General features: G+C 71.9%; 13 protein-coding genes and 1 pseudogene. 6 read left to right on the plus strand and 8 right to left on the minus strand.

What is annotated here, in order from left to right:
• Window positions 1–1,737 (plus strand): GAF domain-containing sensor histidine kinase, encoded by a 1,737-nt coding sequence (locus tag ACFVS6_RS01750; RefSeq protein ID WP_389699945.1) that lies wholly within the window; start codon window positions 1–3, stop codon window positions 1,735–1,737.
• 8 nt (window positions 1,738–1,745) lie between these two features.
• Here the strand turns inward: ACFVS6_RS01750 and ACFVS6_RS01755 are convergent, their stop codons facing one another.
• A complete protein-coding gene (locus ACFVS6_RS01755) occupies window positions 1,746–2,630 on the minus strand; it encodes a Cof-type HAD-IIB family hydrolase (protein ID WP_389699946.1) in 885 nt (294 codons plus the stop codon).
• Window positions 2,631–2,792: 162 nt separating this feature from the next.
• Here ACFVS6_RS01755 and ACFVS6_RS01760 point away from each other — a divergent pair, with 162 nt between their 5' ends.
• Window positions 2,793–3,695, plus strand: a complete 903-nt coding sequence (locus tag ACFVS6_RS01760) for an LLM class flavin-dependent oxidoreductase (RefSeq protein WP_389699947.1) — start codon at window positions 2,793–2,795, stop codon at window positions 3,693–3,695.
• Window positions 3,696–3,859: 164 nt separating this feature from the next.
• On the opposite strand, the gene ACFVS6_RS01765 is transcribed toward ACFVS6_RS01760, so the two are convergent.
• The 3 genes from ACFVS6_RS01765 to ACFVS6_RS01775 form a co-directional block, all read right to left on the minus strand.
• On the minus strand, window positions 3,860–6,988 hold the full coding sequence (locus ACFVS6_RS01765; RefSeq protein WP_389699948.1) for a tetratricopeptide repeat protein: 3,129 nt from the start codon (window positions 6,986–6,988) through the stop codon (window positions 3,860–3,862).
• Complete coding sequence (locus ACFVS6_RS01770; RefSeq protein ID WP_389699949.1) at window positions 6,985–8,901, minus strand: HSP90 family protein; 1,917 nt, start codon at window positions 8,899–8,901, stop codon at window positions 6,985–6,987. The genes ACFVS6_RS01765 and ACFVS6_RS01770 overlap by 4 nt, the downstream gene beginning before the upstream one ends.
• Window positions 8,902–9,062: 161 nt before the next feature.
• Window positions 9,063–9,602 (minus strand): RNA 2'-phosphotransferase, encoded by a 540-nt coding sequence (locus ACFVS6_RS01775; RefSeq protein WP_389699950.1) that lies wholly within the window; start codon window positions 9,600–9,602, stop codon window positions 9,063–9,065.
• Window positions 9,603–9,734: 132 nt separating this feature from the next.
• On the opposite strand from ACFVS6_RS01775, the gene ACFVS6_RS01780 reads away from it, so the two are divergent.
• Window positions 9,735–10,643 carry an aquaporin gene (locus ACFVS6_RS01780; RefSeq protein ID WP_389699951.1) on the plus strand — a complete coding sequence of 303 codons (909 nt, stop codon included), beginning with the start codon at window positions 9,735–9,737 and terminating at the stop codon, window positions 10,641–10,643.
• 104 nt (window positions 10,644–10,747) lie between these two features.
• Here the strand turns inward: ACFVS6_RS01780 and ACFVS6_RS01785 are convergent, their stop codons facing one another.
• From ACFVS6_RS01785 to ACFVS6_RS01800, 4 genes and pseudogenes are all read right to left on the minus strand, one after another.
• Window positions 10,748–11,662 (minus strand): MerR family transcriptional regulator, encoded by a 915-nt coding sequence (locus tag ACFVS6_RS01785; protein WP_389699952.1) that lies wholly within the window; start codon window positions 11,660–11,662, stop codon window positions 10,748–10,750.
• Between the two features lie 10 nt (window positions 11,663–11,672).
• Window positions 11,673–11,813, minus strand: a pseudogene (locus ACFVS6_RS01790) (metal-dependent hydrolase); the annotation flags it as partial.
• 23 nt (window positions 11,814–11,836) lie between these two features.
• Window positions 11,837–13,609, minus strand: coding sequence for an SDR family oxidoreductase (locus tag ACFVS6_RS01795; RefSeq protein ID WP_389700038.1), 1,773 nt, complete (start codon window positions 13,607–13,609; stop codon window positions 11,837–11,839).
• A gap of 5 nt (window positions 13,610–13,614) precedes the next feature.
• Window positions 13,615–14,484 (minus strand): M24 family metallopeptidase, encoded by an 870-nt coding sequence (locus tag ACFVS6_RS01800; RefSeq protein ID WP_389699953.1) that lies wholly within the window; start codon window positions 14,482–14,484, stop codon window positions 13,615–13,617.
• A gap of 226 nt (window positions 14,485–14,710) precedes the next feature.
• Here ACFVS6_RS01800 and ACFVS6_RS01805 point away from each other — a divergent pair, with 226 nt between their 5' ends.
• Genes ACFVS6_RS01805 through ACFVS6_RS01815 form a run of 3 tightly spaced genes read left to right on the plus strand, consistent with a single transcriptional unit; the run spans window position 14,711 to window position 17,548 of the window.
• The gene (locus ACFVS6_RS01805; protein WP_389699954.1) at window positions 14,711–15,763 is read left to right on the plus strand and encodes an ABC transporter ATP-binding protein; all 1,053 of its coding nucleotides are present in this window, start codon (window positions 14,711–14,713) and stop codon (window positions 15,761–15,763) included.
• Window positions 15,753–16,640 (plus strand): ABC transporter permease subunit, encoded by an 888-nt coding sequence (locus ACFVS6_RS01810; RefSeq protein ID WP_281204910.1) that lies wholly within the window; start codon window positions 15,753–15,755, stop codon window positions 16,638–16,640. The genes ACFVS6_RS01805 and ACFVS6_RS01810 overlap by 11 nt, the downstream gene beginning before the upstream one ends.
• Window positions 16,637–17,548, plus strand: coding sequence for an ABC transporter ATP-binding protein (locus ACFVS6_RS01815; RefSeq protein ID WP_389699955.1), 912 nt, complete (start codon window positions 16,637–16,639; stop codon window positions 17,546–17,548). The genes ACFVS6_RS01810 and ACFVS6_RS01815 overlap by 4 nt, the downstream gene beginning before the upstream one ends.
• Window positions 17,549–17,556: the final 8 nt, after the last annotated feature.

Raw genomic sequence — 17,556 nt, forward strand, 5'->3', positions numbered from 1 at the left:
ATGTCAGCCCAGGAGTCTCAGGAATCACCGGAACCGACCCGCGGAGCACCGGACCCGCTGGAGGCCGCCACCCAGGCCACCCGGAGTCTGCAGGGGCTGTCCACCGAGCTGACCGCTCGGGTGCCGCAACTGCTGGAGGCCATGCGATCGGTCGGCACCGGCCTCGAACTGCACTCCACGCTCGACCGGATCTGCGAGACGGCCGCCGAGCTCGCGGACGCCCGGTACGCCGCGATCGGCGTCGTCGACACGGAGGGGCGCGGTCTCTCGGACTTCGTCACCTTCGGCATCGACCCGGAACAGGCCCGCCGGATCGGGCACCGCCCGGACGGCAAGCGGGGTCTGCTCGGCGCGCTCATCTCGCACCCCGACACGGTGCAGCTCGCAGACCTGACGAAGGACCCGCGGTCGGCGGGTTTCCCGGCGCACCATCCCCCCATGAAGACCTTCCTCGGCGTCCCGATCCGGGTGCAGGGGGAGATCTTCGGCAATCTGTACCTCGCCGAGAAGAACGGCGGCGTCGCCTTCAACGACTACGACGTCCACATGGTCCGGGTGCTGGCCACCGAGGCGGGCATCGCGATCGGCAACGCCCGCCTGTACGAGGCCGCCACCCAGCGAGAGCGGTGGATCGACGGTTCGGTGGCCGTCACCACGGCCCTCCTCTCCGGCGGGGACGCGGACGACGCCCTCTCGGTCGTGGCCGAACAGGCCCGCAGGCTGGCCGACTCCGCCGCCGGGATCGTGATGCTGCCGGCCGAGGAGGGCGGGATGGAGATCGTCGCCGTTTCGGCCGAGAACCCGGCCACCTCGCTGGGAGTGGTGATCCCCGCCGAGAGCCCGGTGGTGGGGCGGCTGCTGGAGGGCGAGCCGGTGTTCGCCGACGACGCGGCCGGCGACCCCCGCATGATCGGCAGGCTGACCAGCCAGTACGGGCCGTGCATGATGCTGCCGTTGCACAGCGGCGGGCGGGTGCTGGGCGCGCTGGTGACCCCGCGGGCCCGTGGACAGCGACCGTTCACCGAGGCGGAGCGGACCCTGGCCACGCAGTTCGCCTCACAGGCGGCCCTCGCGCTGATGATGGCCGAGGCACAGCGCGACCGGGAGCGTCTCGCGGTGTTCGAGGACCGTGACCGGATCGCCCGCGACCTGCACGACCTCGTGATCCAGCGGCTTTTCGCGACGGGGATGATGCTGGAAGGCGCGCAACGCAGGTCCATCGTCCCGGAGGTCCGGGACGGGGTGGGCAAGGCCGTGGACGAGCTGGACGTGACGATCCAGGAGATCCGCACCGCGATCTTCGCGCTCCAGCAGGGACCGGCGGAGGCCCCGTCGGGGCTGCGCACCCGGGTGCTGCGGGAGATCAACATGGCCGCCGTGCCGCTGGGCTTCAAGCCGGCCCACCGCTTCCTCGGCCCGATCGACGCGGTCGTCGGCGAGCTGGTCGGCAAGAACCTGATCGCCGCCCTGCGCGAAGCGCTCTCCAACGCGTTCCGACACTCGGAGGCGTCCCGGATCGAGGTGGTCCTCGACTCGACCGTCACCCTGGCCGACGGGCGCCCCGGAGTGCGCCTGGAGGTCGCCGACGACGGAGTGGGCATCCCGGAGGGCGGGCGCCGCAGCGGACTGCGGAACCTGCGCCGACGGGCCGAGTCGCTGGGCGGGGCGAGCTCGTACGGTCCGGGCATCGGGGAGGACGGGGGCGGGACCACCCTCGTGTGGGAGGCCCCGCTCTGAGGCGACCGTCAGCGCGGGTGCGTCGTGCGTTCGGCGAGGATGCGCTCGATGACCACGGCGACCCCGTCCTCGTTGTTGGCGACGGTCCGGCCGGACGCGGCGGCGATCACATCCGGGTGGGCGTTGCCCATCGCGTACGAGGTGCCCGCCCAGCGGAGCATCTCCACGTCGTTCGGCATGTCCCCGAAGGCGACGACCTCGGCGGGAGTGATGCCGCGCTCGGCGCAGCACAGCGCCAAGGTGCTGGCCTTGGAGATGCCGAGCCCGCTGATCTCCAGTAGGGAGGTCGGGCTGGAGCGCGTGATCGAGGCGTAGGCACCGGCGGTCGAGCGGGCCAGGGCCAGGAACTCGTCCGGGCCCAGTTCGCCGTGGTGCGCGAGCACCTTCAGCACCGGCGCCGCGCTGCCGTCGAGCTCCTCGCTCAGCAGCTTCTCGGCGGTGGCCACGGCGGCGCCCGGGTCCTGGAAGAACGGGGGGTACGCCGGCTCGTAGTTGATGCCGGTGGTCAGCTCGACGGCGAAGGACGTACCGGGCGCGGCGGCGCGCAGTGTGTTCACCACCGTCAGCGCGGTGGCCCGGGGCAGTGCCCGGACCTCCACGAACTCTCCTCCGGTGCGAAGGTCGACGACGGCGGCGCCGTTCGCGCAGATCGCCAGACCGTGGCCGTGCACGTGATCGCTGACCACGCCCATCCAGCGGGCCGGGCGACCCGTGACGAAGAAGACCTCGATCCCGGCTTCCTCGGCGGCGGCGAGGGCGGCGATCGTGCGGGGCGAGACGGATTTGTCGTCGCGCAGCAGGGTGCCGTCGAGATCGGTGGCGATGAGCCGGGTCGCTGGGGTTGGCCCGTCCGGGCGCTGGGGAGCCGAGGTCACGGACCCATCTTCGCCCATGTGCACCTACCGCCCGACCACGTTCGGCTGGAGATGTTTCACGTGAAACCGACGAACTTTCCGCCGATGTTTCACGTGAAACGCGGGCCCTGCCCGGGTTCGAGGTGGGGCGGGCGGTGCGTGATGTGCGGTTGGTGCACGCGTCGCCGTAGGCTCGAACGCATGAGTTTGCGTCTGAGCACTGTGATCCTTCCGGTCCGCGGCTGGCACGAAGGGGGCCGCGACCAGTGGCAGCGGGCCGAGCGGCTCGGGTTCCACACCGCCTACACCTATGACCACCTGAGCTGGCGGACCTTCCGTGACGGCCCGTGGTTCGGTGCGGTGCCCACCCTGACCGCGGCGGCCGTGGCCACCGAGTCGATCCGCCTGGGCACGCTGGTCACCTCGCCGAACTTCCGGCATCCGGTGACGCTCGCCAAGGACCTCATGACGCTGGACGACATCTCCGGTGGGCGCATCACCCTGGGCATCGGCGCCGGTGGCAACGGCTTCGACGCGGTCGCGCTGGGGCAGGAGCAGTGGTCTCCCCGGGAGCGGGCCGACCGCTTCGCGGAGTTCGTACCGCTGCTGGACCGCCTGCTGACCGAGGGCGCGGTCACCCACCACGGGAACTTCTACTCCGCCGAGGAGGCCCGCAACATTCCCGGGTGCGTACAGCGCCCCAGGCTGCCCTTCGCCGTGGCCGCGACCGGCCCGCGCGGGGTGAAGCTCGCCGCGAGCCTGGGCCAGGCCTGGGTGACGGCCGGTGACCCGAAGGTTTTCGAGGGCACGCCCGAGCAGTCGCTGGAGGCGCTGCGCGGCCAGGTGGGCAAGCTGGAGAAGGCGCTGGCGGAGATCGGGCGGGAGTCCGACACCATCGAGAAGGTGCTGCTGACCGGCTTCACCCCGGAGCGCAGCACGATGCTGGAGTCCATGGACGCCTTCGTCGACTTCGCGGGCCGCCACCGTGAGCTGGGGTTCACCGAACTCGTCATCCACGCACCGATTCCCGACTCGGACTTCGCCGCGGACGAGGCCGTCTTCGAGAAGATCGCCACCGAGGCGCTCGCACAGCTGGACGCCTGACCGACGCCGCGACGGCCCCACACCCCCGAACCGGGACGCCACGGCGCCACGACACCGGCCCCGGTCCCGTACCGCGCGAAGCGGTCCGGGACCGGGGCCGGTGCGGCGCCAGGACGCCAGGAATCCCAGCGGCCCTCAGGACGTCGGGCGTCCCGCACCGGTCCTCAGGACGTCAGGGTCGTCACGGTCCGTTCCGCCTGCGGCAGCAGCCACTCCGGGACGACCTCCGCGGGCAGTGCCTTGATCTCCTCCACCAGCGCCGAGATCCGGGCGGCTCCGGCTTCCGGGCGTCCCAGTTCCTGCTCGGTCCAGGCGGCGTTGTTCAGGCATTGGAAACGGCCCGGCAGGTAGTCGGTGCCCAGCTCCGCGTAGAGGGCGGCCGCCCGCTCCCACAGGACGACCTCCTCCAGCCGCAGCGCCTCGATCCGGTCCGCGCTCAGCCTGCCGGGGGTCTCGGACGCACCCTCCGGCACCTCGTCCCGCTCTTCCGGGGCGGCCTCGGCCGCGTCCTCCTCGTCCTGCTCCTGCGCGCCGACCTGCCGGTCCAGGACCTGCGCGATCTGGTGCCAGGTCTGCGCCAGTTCGGACCGCAGCTCGGGGGCCTGCGGATCGGTGGCCAGAGCCTCCTCCAGCACTCCGGCCGCCTCGTCCATCCGGATCCGGGCCACCGCGACCGAGGCCTCGTCGACCCGCTCGCGAAGGCCCAGCCAGGCCAGCGAACGCAGGATCCGGACTTCGGCGATCACGGCACCGCCGGCCTGCCGGTGCAGTTCCAGGGACCGCAGGTACGCGGCAACGGCCTCCTCCACCAGCCCGGCGTCGGAGAGGCAGTCGGCGGCGGACTGGGCGAAGCCCGCCTGCGGCCGCGGGTCCTCCCATCCCCGGACCAGCTCGGCCGCCAGCAGGTACTGCTCCGCCGCCTGCCGCGACTCGCGAAGTTCCCGCAGCAGGTCGCCCAGGAACTCCCGGGCCGCCACGGCCTGGCCCTCGCCGTGCTCCAGCAGATCGGGCAGCGTCGACCGGAGCACCTCCGCCGCGTCGGCGTTGCGGTCGTCCTGCGCGTAGGCGCGGGCCAGCAGCAGCCGGGCCTGTGCCCCGCCGTCGGCGGTCAGGCCGGCCTGGTCGAACCAGTGCGCCGCCGTCAGGGAGTGCTCGGCGGCCTCCGCGGCCCCGCCCGGCCGGCGCAGCAGGATGTCCGCCAGCGTGAGCCGTACGATGCCCTGCTCTTCGGGGTCCGTCACCTCGGCGGAGTGTTCCAGTGCCTCCCGCGCCGCTTCCTCCGCCTCCTCGATCCGGTCCAATGACCTCAGCACCCCGGCCCGCAGGACCAGGGGATCCGCTGCCAGCCAAGGCCGGGCGGCCCGGACGGAACGGGCGGCGGAGCCGGCCAGCAGGGCCAGGGCCTGCTCGGTGTCGCCCTGCGAGAGGGTCACCCGGCCCAGTAGCTCCTCGGCTTCCGAGATCACGTCCGACAGCTCCTTCCCGGAGGTGTCCCCCGTCGCGTGCACGGCGACGAAGTCGGCCAGCGCGGCCGCGAGCAGCGCGGTGCCGGCGTCGTGCTCGTGGCCGTGCCCGTGGCCATGGCCGTGATCGTGCCCGTGATCGTTTTCGTGGCCTGCGCCGTTCGCGTCGTCGGCGTGTTCCCGTGCCGCTTCGACGGACCGCAGGTACGGCTCCAGGCGGATCGCGGCCAGTTCCGCGAGGGCGATCCGGCGGGTCCGCCGCGGGTCGGCCGGGTCGAGGGCTTCGGCGGACCGGGCGGCCGCCGTCAGCAGGGCCCGTACCTCCCCCGGTTCCGCTCCGGCCTGTGCGGCGACGCTCGCCAGCCGCAGCTCCGCGAGGGCCGCGCGCGAGTCCTGCCCCAACGCCCGGTACGCGTCCCGGGCCGCGGTCAGGAGCCGGCCGGCGTCCTCGGCGCCGGCCCGGGCCGCGACGAGGGCGTGGTGGTCGGCCACGTCCGCGGCCAGCAGGGGTTCCACCTGCGACGCGGGGAGCGCGGCTGCCCGCGTCGCCACCGCGGCCCACAGCGCGCCGGAGCCCGGGTGCCCCAGTTCCCGCAGGTCCCGGGCCCGTTCCAGCAGCTCGGCGAAGCCCTCGGTGGCGGGCGCGCTGGTGGAGCCGGTTGCGGTGGTGGTGGCCGGGGACGCCGGCCGGGAGGCGGACGGGTCGGGGGCCGGCAGCGCGGCACTGCGTACGCCGAGCGGCAGGACGGCGGCCAGCGGCGGCCGCGCGATCCGGGTCAGGAACCGCTCGGAGACGCGGGTGTTGCCGTTGCGGACGTCGAAGCGTTCCGCGATGTGCAGGGCCTCGGCGTGCAGGATCCCGTGCAGTTCGTCGACGGTGCGGGCGGCGCCCCCGAAGGGCACCGTCGGGTCGGCGCCGTGTCCGAGTTCGGACAGCCGCCGCAGCAGGACGAGGACGCCGCCGTAGAAGTCCATCTGCGTCTTGACGTCCGCGAGGGGGCGCAGGTGGGTGCCGTGTTCGGCGAGGATCTCGACACCGCGCGCCTCGTTGCCGGTGAGCGCGCAGAACTCGATGTGCTGGCCGATCGCCCGCAGCAGCCCCTCCTTGCCGCGTGCCATGCGGTAGCCGCGCAGGTGGTGGGCGCGGGCGTCGTCGGTGCGGCCGAGGCGCAGCAGCGGGAGCAGCGACCGGGCGAGGACCCGGTGCGGCTCCTCCATGCAGGTCTGCCCGCCGTTCAGGACGGGTTCCCAGACTTCGATCGCCTTGGCGTCATCGCCCTTGCCCGCCCAGTAGGAGCCCTGGGAGTTCGTCTCGCAGGCGTGGCAGTCGCTCATCGCGTCGCGGTCGGCCGCCCGCCACCGGGCCATGGCCCGTTCGGCACGGTCGTCGTCCCCGATGGCGTCCGCGAGGAAGTACTCGGACTGCCGTACGGCGCGTTCTCCGTACCCGGCGATCCGGTAGCGCTTCTCCATGTCGTCGAGGTAGCCGGTGACGGCCGCGATGGGGACGTCGGGCGTGCTGATGATCTGTCCGGACACCCACTTGAACCGCCAGAAGAGGGAGTGGGCGTCGTTGGCGTCGAAGGCTCCCGGATCGCGGTCGTACTCCTGGAGGAGGCGGGCGAAGGGGACCACCATGCGGCTGCGCTCGGAGCTGTACTCGTAGGCGTCGATCTGGGTGACCAGGGCCTGGCGGAACACGTCCGGGTCGCCGCAGGCCTCGGCGGCGGCGGTCAGGGCCTCGGCCTGCGCGTTGCGCGCGGCGCCCTGCGGCAGTCGGTGGTTCTCGTACAGTGCCTGCCGTATCTCTTCGGCCGTCATGCCGCTCACTGGGTGTCCTTCGGGTTCTCGACGGAGTGGGTCGCCCATTCCAGGAGCCCGAGGAAGGCCCGGTTGAGCAGGGTGGAGTCGGCGGGCCGCAGCGGTCGCTGGGACATCAGCAGTGCCTGCCCGTAGAGGGATTCGACGGCGGTGCCGGTCAGGGTCGCGTCGGGCAGTCCCGCGATCCGTCGGATCAGCGGGTTGTTGTGGTTGAGGACCAGGCGGGCGCGCGGTCCCGAACCGCGCAGCGAGCCGAGGATGCCGCTCCACAGGCTGTCGGCGTTGTCGAGCGCGGCCGTGCGGTCGCGTTCCTGACGAGCCTGTCGGTCGTCGAGGTAGAGGGCGGGTACGGAGACGGGCTGGAAGGCGCGCAGCACCACGTCGCAGGACTGGGGTTCCAGGCGGGTGCGGGCGGTCGACAGGAAGGCGGCGAGGGACAGCTCGACATCGGTGGGGACGGGGTCGAGGCGCTCGGTGACGGCGCCGGCGTCGAGCTCGGTGACCTTGAGGTCGGGCCGTACGGAGGGGAGCAGGGCGAGCAGGTCGGCGTCGTAGGTGTAGCCGGCGTTGATGACGCCCAGGCCGTGGGCCGCGGCGATCGGGGCGATCTGGCGGAACTCCTCGACGGTGTGCGTGAAGTGGATGTCGCTGTGGGCCGCCGCGAACTCCTCCAGGCTCATGGAGCCGTCGCTGGTCTCGAACGGCAGCCACGGCAGCATCAGTCCGAGCAGCTCGGCGTCGTGTCGGGCGAGGGACTTCACCCCGAGGTGGTGGATGCCCATGAAGGCTGCCAGACGCTCCGGTTCGCTCGCGGCGAGCTCGGTCAGCCAGGCCCGGATGCGGCCGCCGAGCGCCTCGCGTACGGCGGCCAGCGTCTCGTCGTCGTAGAGGTTCTCGCGGGAGGCCGTGGGGCGCAGCGTGTCCGTGTCCAGGACGACGCGGACGAAGAACGCCCAGTCCGGCAGCAGGTTGGAGGCCTGGTCGGTGAGCAGCATGCCCTTGAGGTGGACGCGGTGTCCGGCCCGGTGGGCGGGGCTGGTCGGTTCGGGCAGGACGTACGCGACTCCGCGCACTCCGGCCACCGGCAGGTCGAGGTCGATGGTGTCGAGCGGGGTGAAGCCGAACAGCCGCGTGCAATGGCCGGCGAGCGCGACGCGGCGCGCGGCGGGGGTCGGGAACGGGCGGTCCCATACGGCGGGCCGGTCGGTGACCGGGCGGGGCGCACCGCCTTCGCCGTCGTCGAAGGTGATGTCGTAGGGGAGCAGGGAGCCGTAGTCACGGGCGAGCCGTTCGACCTTGGCGGGCTCGGTCCACTCCTCGGAGCCGGGACGGCCCTCCAGGTGGACGGTGGTTCCGGGCTCCGGGCGGGCGTCGTGCGGGAGTTCGCGGACGGTGTAGGAGCCGTCGTCGGTGGCCAACCATTCGACGGGCGCGGCCTCCGGGTCGCGGGCGGAGCGGGTGACGACGCGGATCTGCCGGGCGACGACGAAGCAGGCGAGCAGCCCGATGCCGAACTGGCCGAGGAATTCCTGGCGGGTGGTTTCCAGGCCGTGTTCGCCGCCGCGCTTGGAGCTGCGGCCGATGGTGGCGAGGAGGGAGTGGGCCTCCGCGGCGGTCAGGCCGATGCCGGAGTCCTCGATGGTGACCCGTCCGGCGGTGGCCGACAGCCGGATGTGGACCCGCGCGCCGGGCTCGTGGGCCTGGCGGGCGGTGACGGCGTCGACGGCGTTCTGGAGGAGTTCGCGGACGTAGACGCGCGGGCTGGAGTAGAGGTGGTGCGACAGCAGGTCGACCAGGCCGCGCAGGTCGACCTGGAAGCTGTTGACGGCGGCCTCTTCGGGGGAGGCCCCGGCCGAGGAGGAGGCCGAGGAGGAAGAGGAGGGGGAGGGAGACGGGGACGGGGGCCGGGGTGTGGACGTCATGAGGCGTCACCTCGCTTGCTCGCATGGGATGGTCGGCGATCGCGAGGTACCCCCCCTCACGGATCCCGGAGTGAGGAACAGAGTAGGGGGATGATCCGACAATTCCTCTGTGAATTGTCGGCCCGTGAAGTGTCCGCCCTGCGATGTGTCCGCCGTGGCTCCTACGAGAACCGCAGGAACCGCGGCGGTACCGCGTCCGCCAGCCACACGCCGTTGGCACTGACCCGGAACACGTGGCCGGCGGCGTGCATCGCCCCGGCGTCGACGGCGAGGACGACCGGCCGCCCCCTGCGGGCGCCCACCCGGGTCGCCGTCTCCCGGTCGGGCGACAGGTGCACGTGGTGGCGGGCCATCGGGCGCAGGCCTTCGGCGCGGATGGAGTCCAGGGCGGCGGCCACGGTGCCGTGGTACAGGTACGCGGGGGGTTCGGCCTCGGGCAGGTCCAGGTCGATCGCGACGGTGTGGCCCTGGCTGGCCCGGATGCGGGTGCCGTCGACGGCGAAGCGCTGCTTGTCGTTGGAGGCGACCACGTGGTCGAGCTCCGCCCGGCTGACGGGGAACCCGTGGGCCGCGGCCGCGTCGAGCAGGTCGTCGATCTCCACCCAGCCCTGCGGATCGAGCGTCAGTCCGATTCGTTCCGGCTGGTGCCGCAGGTGTTTCGAGACGTATTTGGACACCTTCACGGTGCGTCTTTCTTCCATGTGCCCAGCGTGCCGGGTCGGGCGGGGCTCCGGCAGGGATTTTTCGCCGGTGCCGACGGGTGGACCACCTCTACCGCTCTTCCAAGATACGGAATACATTTTCCGCTGGACTGTGGCCCAGAGGGAGAAAACATGACACACCAGGCTTCGCTGCTGCGGCGTGCGGCAGCCGAACTGATCGGCACCGCGGCGCTGCTCATGGTGGTGATCGGCTCGGGGATCCAGGCGGAGGCCCTCAGCCGCGACACCGGTGTCGCCCTCGTCGCCAACTCGCTCGTCTCGGCCGTCGGGCTCGGGCTGATCATCACGCTCTTCGGGCCGCTTTCCGGTGCCCACCTCAACCCGGTCGTCACTCTCACCGCCTGGTGGGCGCGCCGTTCCGGTCGCGACGGGCTCGACGGCAGGGAAGCCCTGTCCTACGCCGGGGCCCAGATCGCGGGGGCGATCGGTGGCGCCGTGATCGCCGAGGCGATGTTCGGGCGGACCCCGGGAACCCTCGCCACGCAGGTGCGCGACGGCGGCCACCTCCTGGTCGGCGAGGTCGTCGCCACCGCCGGGCTGGTGCTGGTCATCCAGGGGCTCGGCCGGATCGGGCGCGCGAAACTGATCCCGGCCGCGGTGGCCGCGTACATCGGTGCCGCGATCTGGTTCACCTCCTCGGGCTCCTTCGCCAACCCGGCGGGCACCGTCGGGCGGGCCTTCAGCGACTCCTTCACGGGCATCGCCCCGCAGTCGCTCCCGGGCTTCGTCGCGGCCCAGCTGCTCGGCGGCGCGCTCGGACTCGGCCTCGCGACCTTGCTCTACGGGCGGGAGGCCCGCGCGGGCGTGCAGGAGATCGCACCGGTGAGCTTGCACGCGGGTTCGCAGGAGATCGCGCCGGTGACCGTGCAGGGAGGGCCGCAGGGAGAGTCGAAGGGAGGGCCGCAGGACGGGTCGCAGGAGAACGCGCGGGAGGGTGCTCAGGACGGGCCGCCCGCCGACACGGAGGAACCGGTGGCCGATATACCGCGCACCGGACCCGCGTACGAGGCCGTCGTCTGAGGCTCCTTCCACATTGCCCACAGGAAAAGCGGACTTGTCCACAGGCTTTTGGGGGATTTTGGGGGCCAGTTGCGCCATTCGCCCTGTGGACTACTGATCGAGCATTATCGGCCGCCCCGGCTGGCCAGGTCGTTCATCGTCCGGGCCTGGAGCTCGCGCTCCGTCGCCGCCCGGACGAAGTCCGCCACGTGATCGGGGCCCACCAGCTCCTGCACCGCCCGTACCGTGTCCGCTGGCAGGGCCACCGGCGTCGGTCCCGACGGCTGGGCGGTACCGGTGGCGCCGAGGTGCCGTTGCAGGTGCCGGGTGGCGAACACCCTCATGGCCCGGGCGAGTTCGGCGTCCACCGTCTGTTGGGCCAGCGGCCGCAGCCTCCGCACCATCGTCGCCGCCTCGGCCGCGTCGGCGTCCGTGGGCGGCACCTCCCCGAGGTAGCGGGCGAAGACGTGCTCGGTGGTGAACTCCAGGAAGCGCGACGCGATGTGCTCGACCTGCCCGCGCAACTCGCGCAGGTGCCCGGTGATCGCCACCAGTGGCACACCGGCCGCGTACAACTCGGCCGCCACCGACAGCTCCTGCGGCGAGGGCACCAGGAACTCGTCCGGGCGGCCCGGCATCCGCTCCAGCACTCCCAGCTCGCAGGCCTCGTCCACCGCCTCGTCGTCGGGCCGGCCACCGAACCGTTCGTCGAGGTCGGCCCGGCTGATCCGGTCCGCCTCCTCATCGGTCCACGGCCCGTGCACCTCGGCGACCAGACCCAGTACGCCGCCCAGGCCGCGCCCCGCGTCCCAGGCCTCCAACAGCTCCTTGATGGAGGCCAGGGTGTAGCCGCGGTCCAGCAGGTCCGCGATTTGGCGCAGCCGTGCCAGGTGCGTGTCCCGGTACACGTTGGACCGGCCGCGGCGCTCCGGTTTCGGGAGCAGACCGCGGTCCTGGTACGCCCGGATGGTGCGTACCGTCGCACCGCTGTGGTGGGCCAGATCCTCGATCCGGTACTCGGCCACCGCCTGATCGGACAATCCCGGCTCCCTACGACATGACGGCTCGGCCGACCGCGTCCGCCGCGGTCCGGGCGGCAGGAGGCGCCGCCAGGTACTCGACCGCCGTGCGCAGCGAGCCCTCCTGCGAGGGATGGTACGACCGTCGGAAGTAGGGGGATATGGCCGTGCCGGGGCCGGCTCCGCCCGCCCGGTTCACAGCCGGGGTTCCAGCCTCGCGATCCGCCGCAGCGTGCGCGGCGCGAAGCGGGACATCCACAGGGCGCCCTTGGACTCCGGCGTGACGGGCACGACCGCCTGGTTCTTCACCACGGCCAGCACGATCGCGTCGGCGACCTTCTCCGGCGGGAAGTTGCGCAGCCCGTACATCCGCGAGGAGCGTTCCTGGCGGCGCTTCTCCTCGGCCGTGTCCACCCCGGCGAACCGCGAGGTGGCGGCGATGTTGGTGTTCACGATGCCCGGGCAGATCGCGGAGACCCCGATCGACCGCGAGGCCAGTTCGGCGCGCAGGCACTCGCTGAGCATCAGGACCGCCGCCTTGGAGGTGCTGTACGCGGGCAGGGTGCGGGAGGGCAGGTACGCCGCGGCGGACGCGGTGTTGACGATGTGACCGCCCTGGCCGCGCTCGGCCATCTGCTTCCCGAAGATCCGGCAGCCGTGGATGACACCCCACAGGTTGACGTCGAGGACCTTCTTCCAGTCCTCGGCCGTGGTCTCCAGGAACGGCCCCGACAGCCCGATCCCCGCGTTGTTGACCAGCACGTCCACGATTCCGTACTCGGCGGCGACCTTCGCCGCGAGCTTCTCCATCGCCTGTTCGTCGCTCACGTCGACGCATTCGCCCCAGGCCTCGGGGGCGCCGACGAGGCGGGCCATCTCGGCCGTGCGCGCCGCGCCCTCGCCGTCGCGGTCCACGGCCACCACCCGGGCCCCGGCCTCGGCGAACGCGAAGGCCGTCGCCCGGCCGATGCCGCTGGCCGCGCCGGTGACGAGCACCAGCTGTCCGCCGAACCGGTCCGCGTACCTGCCGGGAGCCTTCTGCTCCGGTGCCCGCGTCGCCGGCTCCTCCCGGGCGGTCACGAACTCCGAGATCCACGCCGCGACCTGGTCGGGCCGGGTCCGCGGTATCCAGTGCTTCGCCGGCAGGGTGCGCCGCAACAGGTCCGGAGCCCACAGCTCCAGGTCGTCGTAGAGCCGCTCGGAGAGGAAGTCGTCCCGGGTCGGGGTGATCAGCTGCACCGGTACGTGCGCGTAGGCGTCGGCCCGGGGCGCGCGCACGCGACCACGGACGTTGTCGCGGTACAGCCAGGCACCGTGGGCGGCGTCGGAGGGCAGGGAGTCCGTCGGGTAGGCCCCGATGGGGAGGTTCTCCGCGCGCTGGAGCAGCTTGGGCCACTGCTTGCCGAGCGGACCGCGCCAGAGGAGCTCGGGCAGGACCGGCGTGTGCAGCATGTAGACGTACCAGGACTTCGAGCCCTGGTGCAGCAGCTGCGCGGCCCGGCGCGGGGTGGGACGCGCGACCCGCTTCTTGATCCAGTGTCCGAGGTGGTCCAGCGAGGGCCCGGACATGGAGGTGAAGGAGGCGATCCGCCCCTCGGTACGGGCGACCGTGGCGAATTCCCAGCCCTGTACGGAACCCCAGTCGTGGCCGACCAGGTGCACGGGCCGGTCGGGACTGACCGCGTCCGCCACGGCCAGGAAGTCATCGGTCAGCTTCTCCAGGGTGAAGCCGCCGCGCAGCGGGACCGGCGCCGTGGAGCGCCCGTGTCCCCGCACGTCGTACAGCACCACGTGGAAGCGGGCGGCGAGGCGTTCGGCGACCTCCGACCAGACCTCCTTGCTGTCCGGGTAGCCGTGGACCAGGACCACCGTCGGCCGGTCCGTGTCACCGAGCTCGACGACGCACAGCTCGATGCCGCCCGTGCTGACCCGGCGCTCCCGCCCGCCCGCCAGTGCCGTACCGCTCATCCCGCTCATCCCGCCTTCTCCTCAGCCCAGCGCCGCACGTGCGGCAGGTCGTCGTCGAGCCAGTACGCGCTCTCCTCGGGGTCCCGGGAATCGGTGACCACCAGGATCTCCTCGAACTTCGCTCCCGTGCCCCGGAAGCCCAGGTGCGGCTCCACCGCCCACAGGCCGGGCTGCGGCGCGTGGTCGGAGAACCGGTAGGGGCTCCACAGCGGGGACCAGCCGTCCCGGTGTCCGTGCAGGACGTCGGCGGCCAGTCCCTTGAGGGACTGGGTGCCGAACCCGAACGCGGTCGGGGACCACCGCCGCTCCTCGACCCGGTCTATTTTGTGCGCGATCACCCCGAAGGGGTAGGCGCGGTGCCGGTTGGCGTACCCCTGCCGCGTCATCAGCCGTTCGACGTTCTCGTAGATCTCGCGCAGGGAGCGGCGTTCGCGAACCTGCTCCAGGATCAGGTCGCGGTGCGGACGCAGATCGGCCATCAGCCGGTCCTGCACCGGATTGAGGCCGAGGCTCCCGGAGTAGCCGACATCGGCCGCGTAGCCCCGGTGGACCGGCGCCATGTCGAGGATGAACGGCATGCCCGGCTCCAACCGCCGGTTCGTCGGGAAGAACTGGAGCGGGATCCGGAAGCCCGCGAAGGCGGTGCGGTCCCCGAACCAGGCGAACGGCAGGTGGAACCAGTCCCGTACGCCGCGTTCGCGCAGCCAGTCGCGCTGCATCCGCGCCGCCTCGCGCTCGGTCACGCCCGGCCGCAACTGGGCCGCGACGGTCTCGGCGCACTCGTAGGCGAGGCGCTGCACCTCCTGGAAGCCGCGCAGCTCGGCGGAGAGCCGCCCGGCGGGCCGCGCGGTGCGTTGCTTCGTGTCCCCAGCCATACCAGCCGTCCGTCCTCATAGCCGTACGCGCCCGTAACTTGACACTGATGAATGTGACAATGACCGGAGGTCACGTCAAGGGTCGTGCACGGACCTGTGGACAAACTTGTCCGGTTCGCGTCAGCCTCGGGTCAGGGTTCGTGCTCCGTCGTAGTCCTCAAGGCGGATACGGGTTCCCGCTCCAGGTCTGACGATCCGCGCGGACATCGGCACTAACGTCGAAGCCGTGACTGTCATCGCGACCGAAAGCCTGAGCAAGCGGTACCCCCGAGTGACCGCCCTCGACCGGCTCTCCCTGGACATCGGACCCGGCGTGACCGGGCTCGTGGGCGCCAACGGAGCCGGCAAGTCCACGCTGATCAAGATCCTGCTCGGACTGTCCCCCGCCACCGAGGGCCGTGCCGCCGTACTCGGGCTCGACGTCGCCACGCATGGCAGCGCCATCCGTGAGCGCGTCGGCTACATGCCCGAACACGACTGCCTGCCACCCGACGTCTCGGCAACCGAGTTCGTCGTCCACATGGCCCGCATGTCCGGGCTCCCGCCGACCGCGGCACGCGAGCGGACGGCCGACACCCTGCGCCACGTCGGGCTGTACGAGGAGCGCTACCGCCCCATCGGCGGCTACTCCACCGGCATGAAGCAGCGGGTCAAGCTGGCCCAGGCGCTCGTCCACGACCCGCAGCTGGTGCTCCTCGACGAGCCGACCAACGGCCTCGACCCGGTGGGTCGGGACGAGATGCTCGGCCTGATCCGGCGCATCTACACCGACTTCGGCATTTCGGTGCTGGTCACCTCCCACCTCCTCGGAGAACTGGAGCGGACCTGCGACCACGTGGTGGTCGTCGACGGCGGCAAGCTGCTGCGCTCCAGCTCCACCAGCGACTTCACGCAGACCACCACGACCCTCGCGGTCGAGGTCACCGACTCCGACGCGCACCCGGACGGCACCGCCGCCCTGCGCAAGGCCCTCGTGGCGGCGGGCATCACCCTGCACGTGGGCGAGGAGCAGGGTCTGCCCGGCGCCGGCCACATCCTCCTGGTGGAGGCCACGGGCGAGGAAACGTACGACACGGTCCGCGACACCGTCGCCGACCTCGGCATCGGCCTGGTCCGCATGGAGCAGCGCCGCCACCACATCGCGGAGGTCTTCCGCGACAGTGACCGGCTCGCCCAGGAGCAGGCCCGGCCGCCCGTTCAGGAGTCGGACCCGTTCTCCGCCCAGCCGCCCGCCCAGAACTTCGTCCAGCAGAAGGGAGCCGGTTCCGATGGCGCCTGACACCTCGACCCAGATCCACAACATCGGCTACCGGTCCTACGACGGCCCCCGGCTCGGCCGCGCCTACGCCCGCAAGTCGCTCTTCTCGCAGTCCCTGCGGGGCGCTTACGGCCTCGGGCGTTCCGCCAAGTCCAAGGTGCTGCCGATGATCCTCTTCGCGGTGATGTGCGTACCCGCGCTGATCATCGTCGCGGTGGCCATCGCCGTCCCCGGCTCCACCGACCTGCCGATCAAGTACACGACGTACGCCCTGACCACCCAGGTGATCATCGGTCTCTACCTCGCGTCGCAGGCGCCCCAGTCGGTCTCCCGGGACCTGCGCTTCAAGACCGTGCCGCTGTACTTCTCGCGGCCCATCGAGCGCGTCGACTACGTCGTGGCCAAGTACGCGGCCATGGCCTCGGCCCTCTTCATCCTCACCGCCACCCCGCTGCTGATCATGTGGATCGGCTCGCTGCTGGCGAAGTTCGACTTCGGTGACCAGACCAAGGGATTCGGGCAGGGACTGGTGTCGGTACTGCTGTTGTCGCTGCTCTTCGCGGGCCTCGGCCTGGTCATGGCCGCGCTCACCCCGCGCCGCGGGTTCGGCGTCGCCGCCGTGATCGGCCTGCTGCTCATCCCCTACGGCGCCGTATCCACCATCCAGGCCGTGGCCTACTCGACGGGGAACACAGGCGCAATCGAGTGGATGGGCCTGTTCTCCCCGATCACCCTGATCGACGGCGTGCAGACCGCGTTCCTCGACGCCACCTCCGCCTTCCCCGGCGGTGACGGCCCCTCGGCCGCCGTCGGCGTCGTCTACCTGCTCGTCGTCCTCGGCCTCATCGCCGGCTCCTACGCCGCCCTGATGGCCCGCTACCGGAAGGCCGGGCTGTGACCGTCATCGACATCGACCACACCTCCCGCTGGTTCGGCAACGTCGTCGCCGTCAACGACGTCACCATGCGCATCGGCCCCGGTGTGACCGGCCTGCTCGGCCCCAACGGCGCCGGCAAGTCCACCCTCATCAACATGATGGGCGGCTTCCTGGCGCCCTCCACGGGCACCGTCACCCTCGACGGCGCGCCGATCTGGCGCAACGAGCAGGTCTACAAGCAGATCGGCGTCGTGCCCGAGCGCGAGGCCATGTACGACTTCCTCACCGGCCGCGAGTTCGTGGTGGCCAACGCCGAACTCCACGGGCTCGACGACGCGGCCGCCCAGCGCGCGCTCGCCACCGTCGAGATGGAGTATGCCCAGGACCGCAAGATCGCCACGTACTCCAAGGGCATGCGCCAGCGCGTGAAGATGGCCTCGGCCCTCGTCCACGACCCGTCGGCGCTACTCCTCGACGAGCCGTTCAACGGCATGGACCCGCGACAGCGCATGCAGCTCATGGACCTGCTGCGACGCATGGGCGACGAGGGCCGCACCGTCCTGTTCTCCTCCCACATCCTGGAGGAGGTCGAGCAGCTCGCCTCGCACATCGAGGTGGTCGTCGCCGGCCGGCACGCCGCCTCCGGTGACTTCCGTCGGATCCGCCGCCTGATGACGGACCGCCCGCACCGCTACCTGGTCCGTTCCTCCGACGACCGGGCCCTCGCCGCGGCCCTGATCGCCGACCCCTCCACGGCCGGCATCGAGGTCGACCTCAAGGAGGGCGCCCTGCGCATCCAGGCCGTCGACTTCGGGCGCTTCACCGAGCTGCTGCCGCAGGTGGCCAAGGCGCACGGCATCCGGCTGCTCACGGTCTCGCCCTCCGACGAGTCCCTCGAGTCGGTCTTCTCCTACCTCGTCACGGCCTGAAGGAGCTG

Source organism: Streptomyces sp. NPDC057939 (assembly GCF_042887545.1).
In the GTDB taxonomy this organism is placed as follows: domain Bacteria; phylum Actinomycetota; class Actinomycetes; order Streptomycetales; family Streptomycetaceae; genus Streptomyces.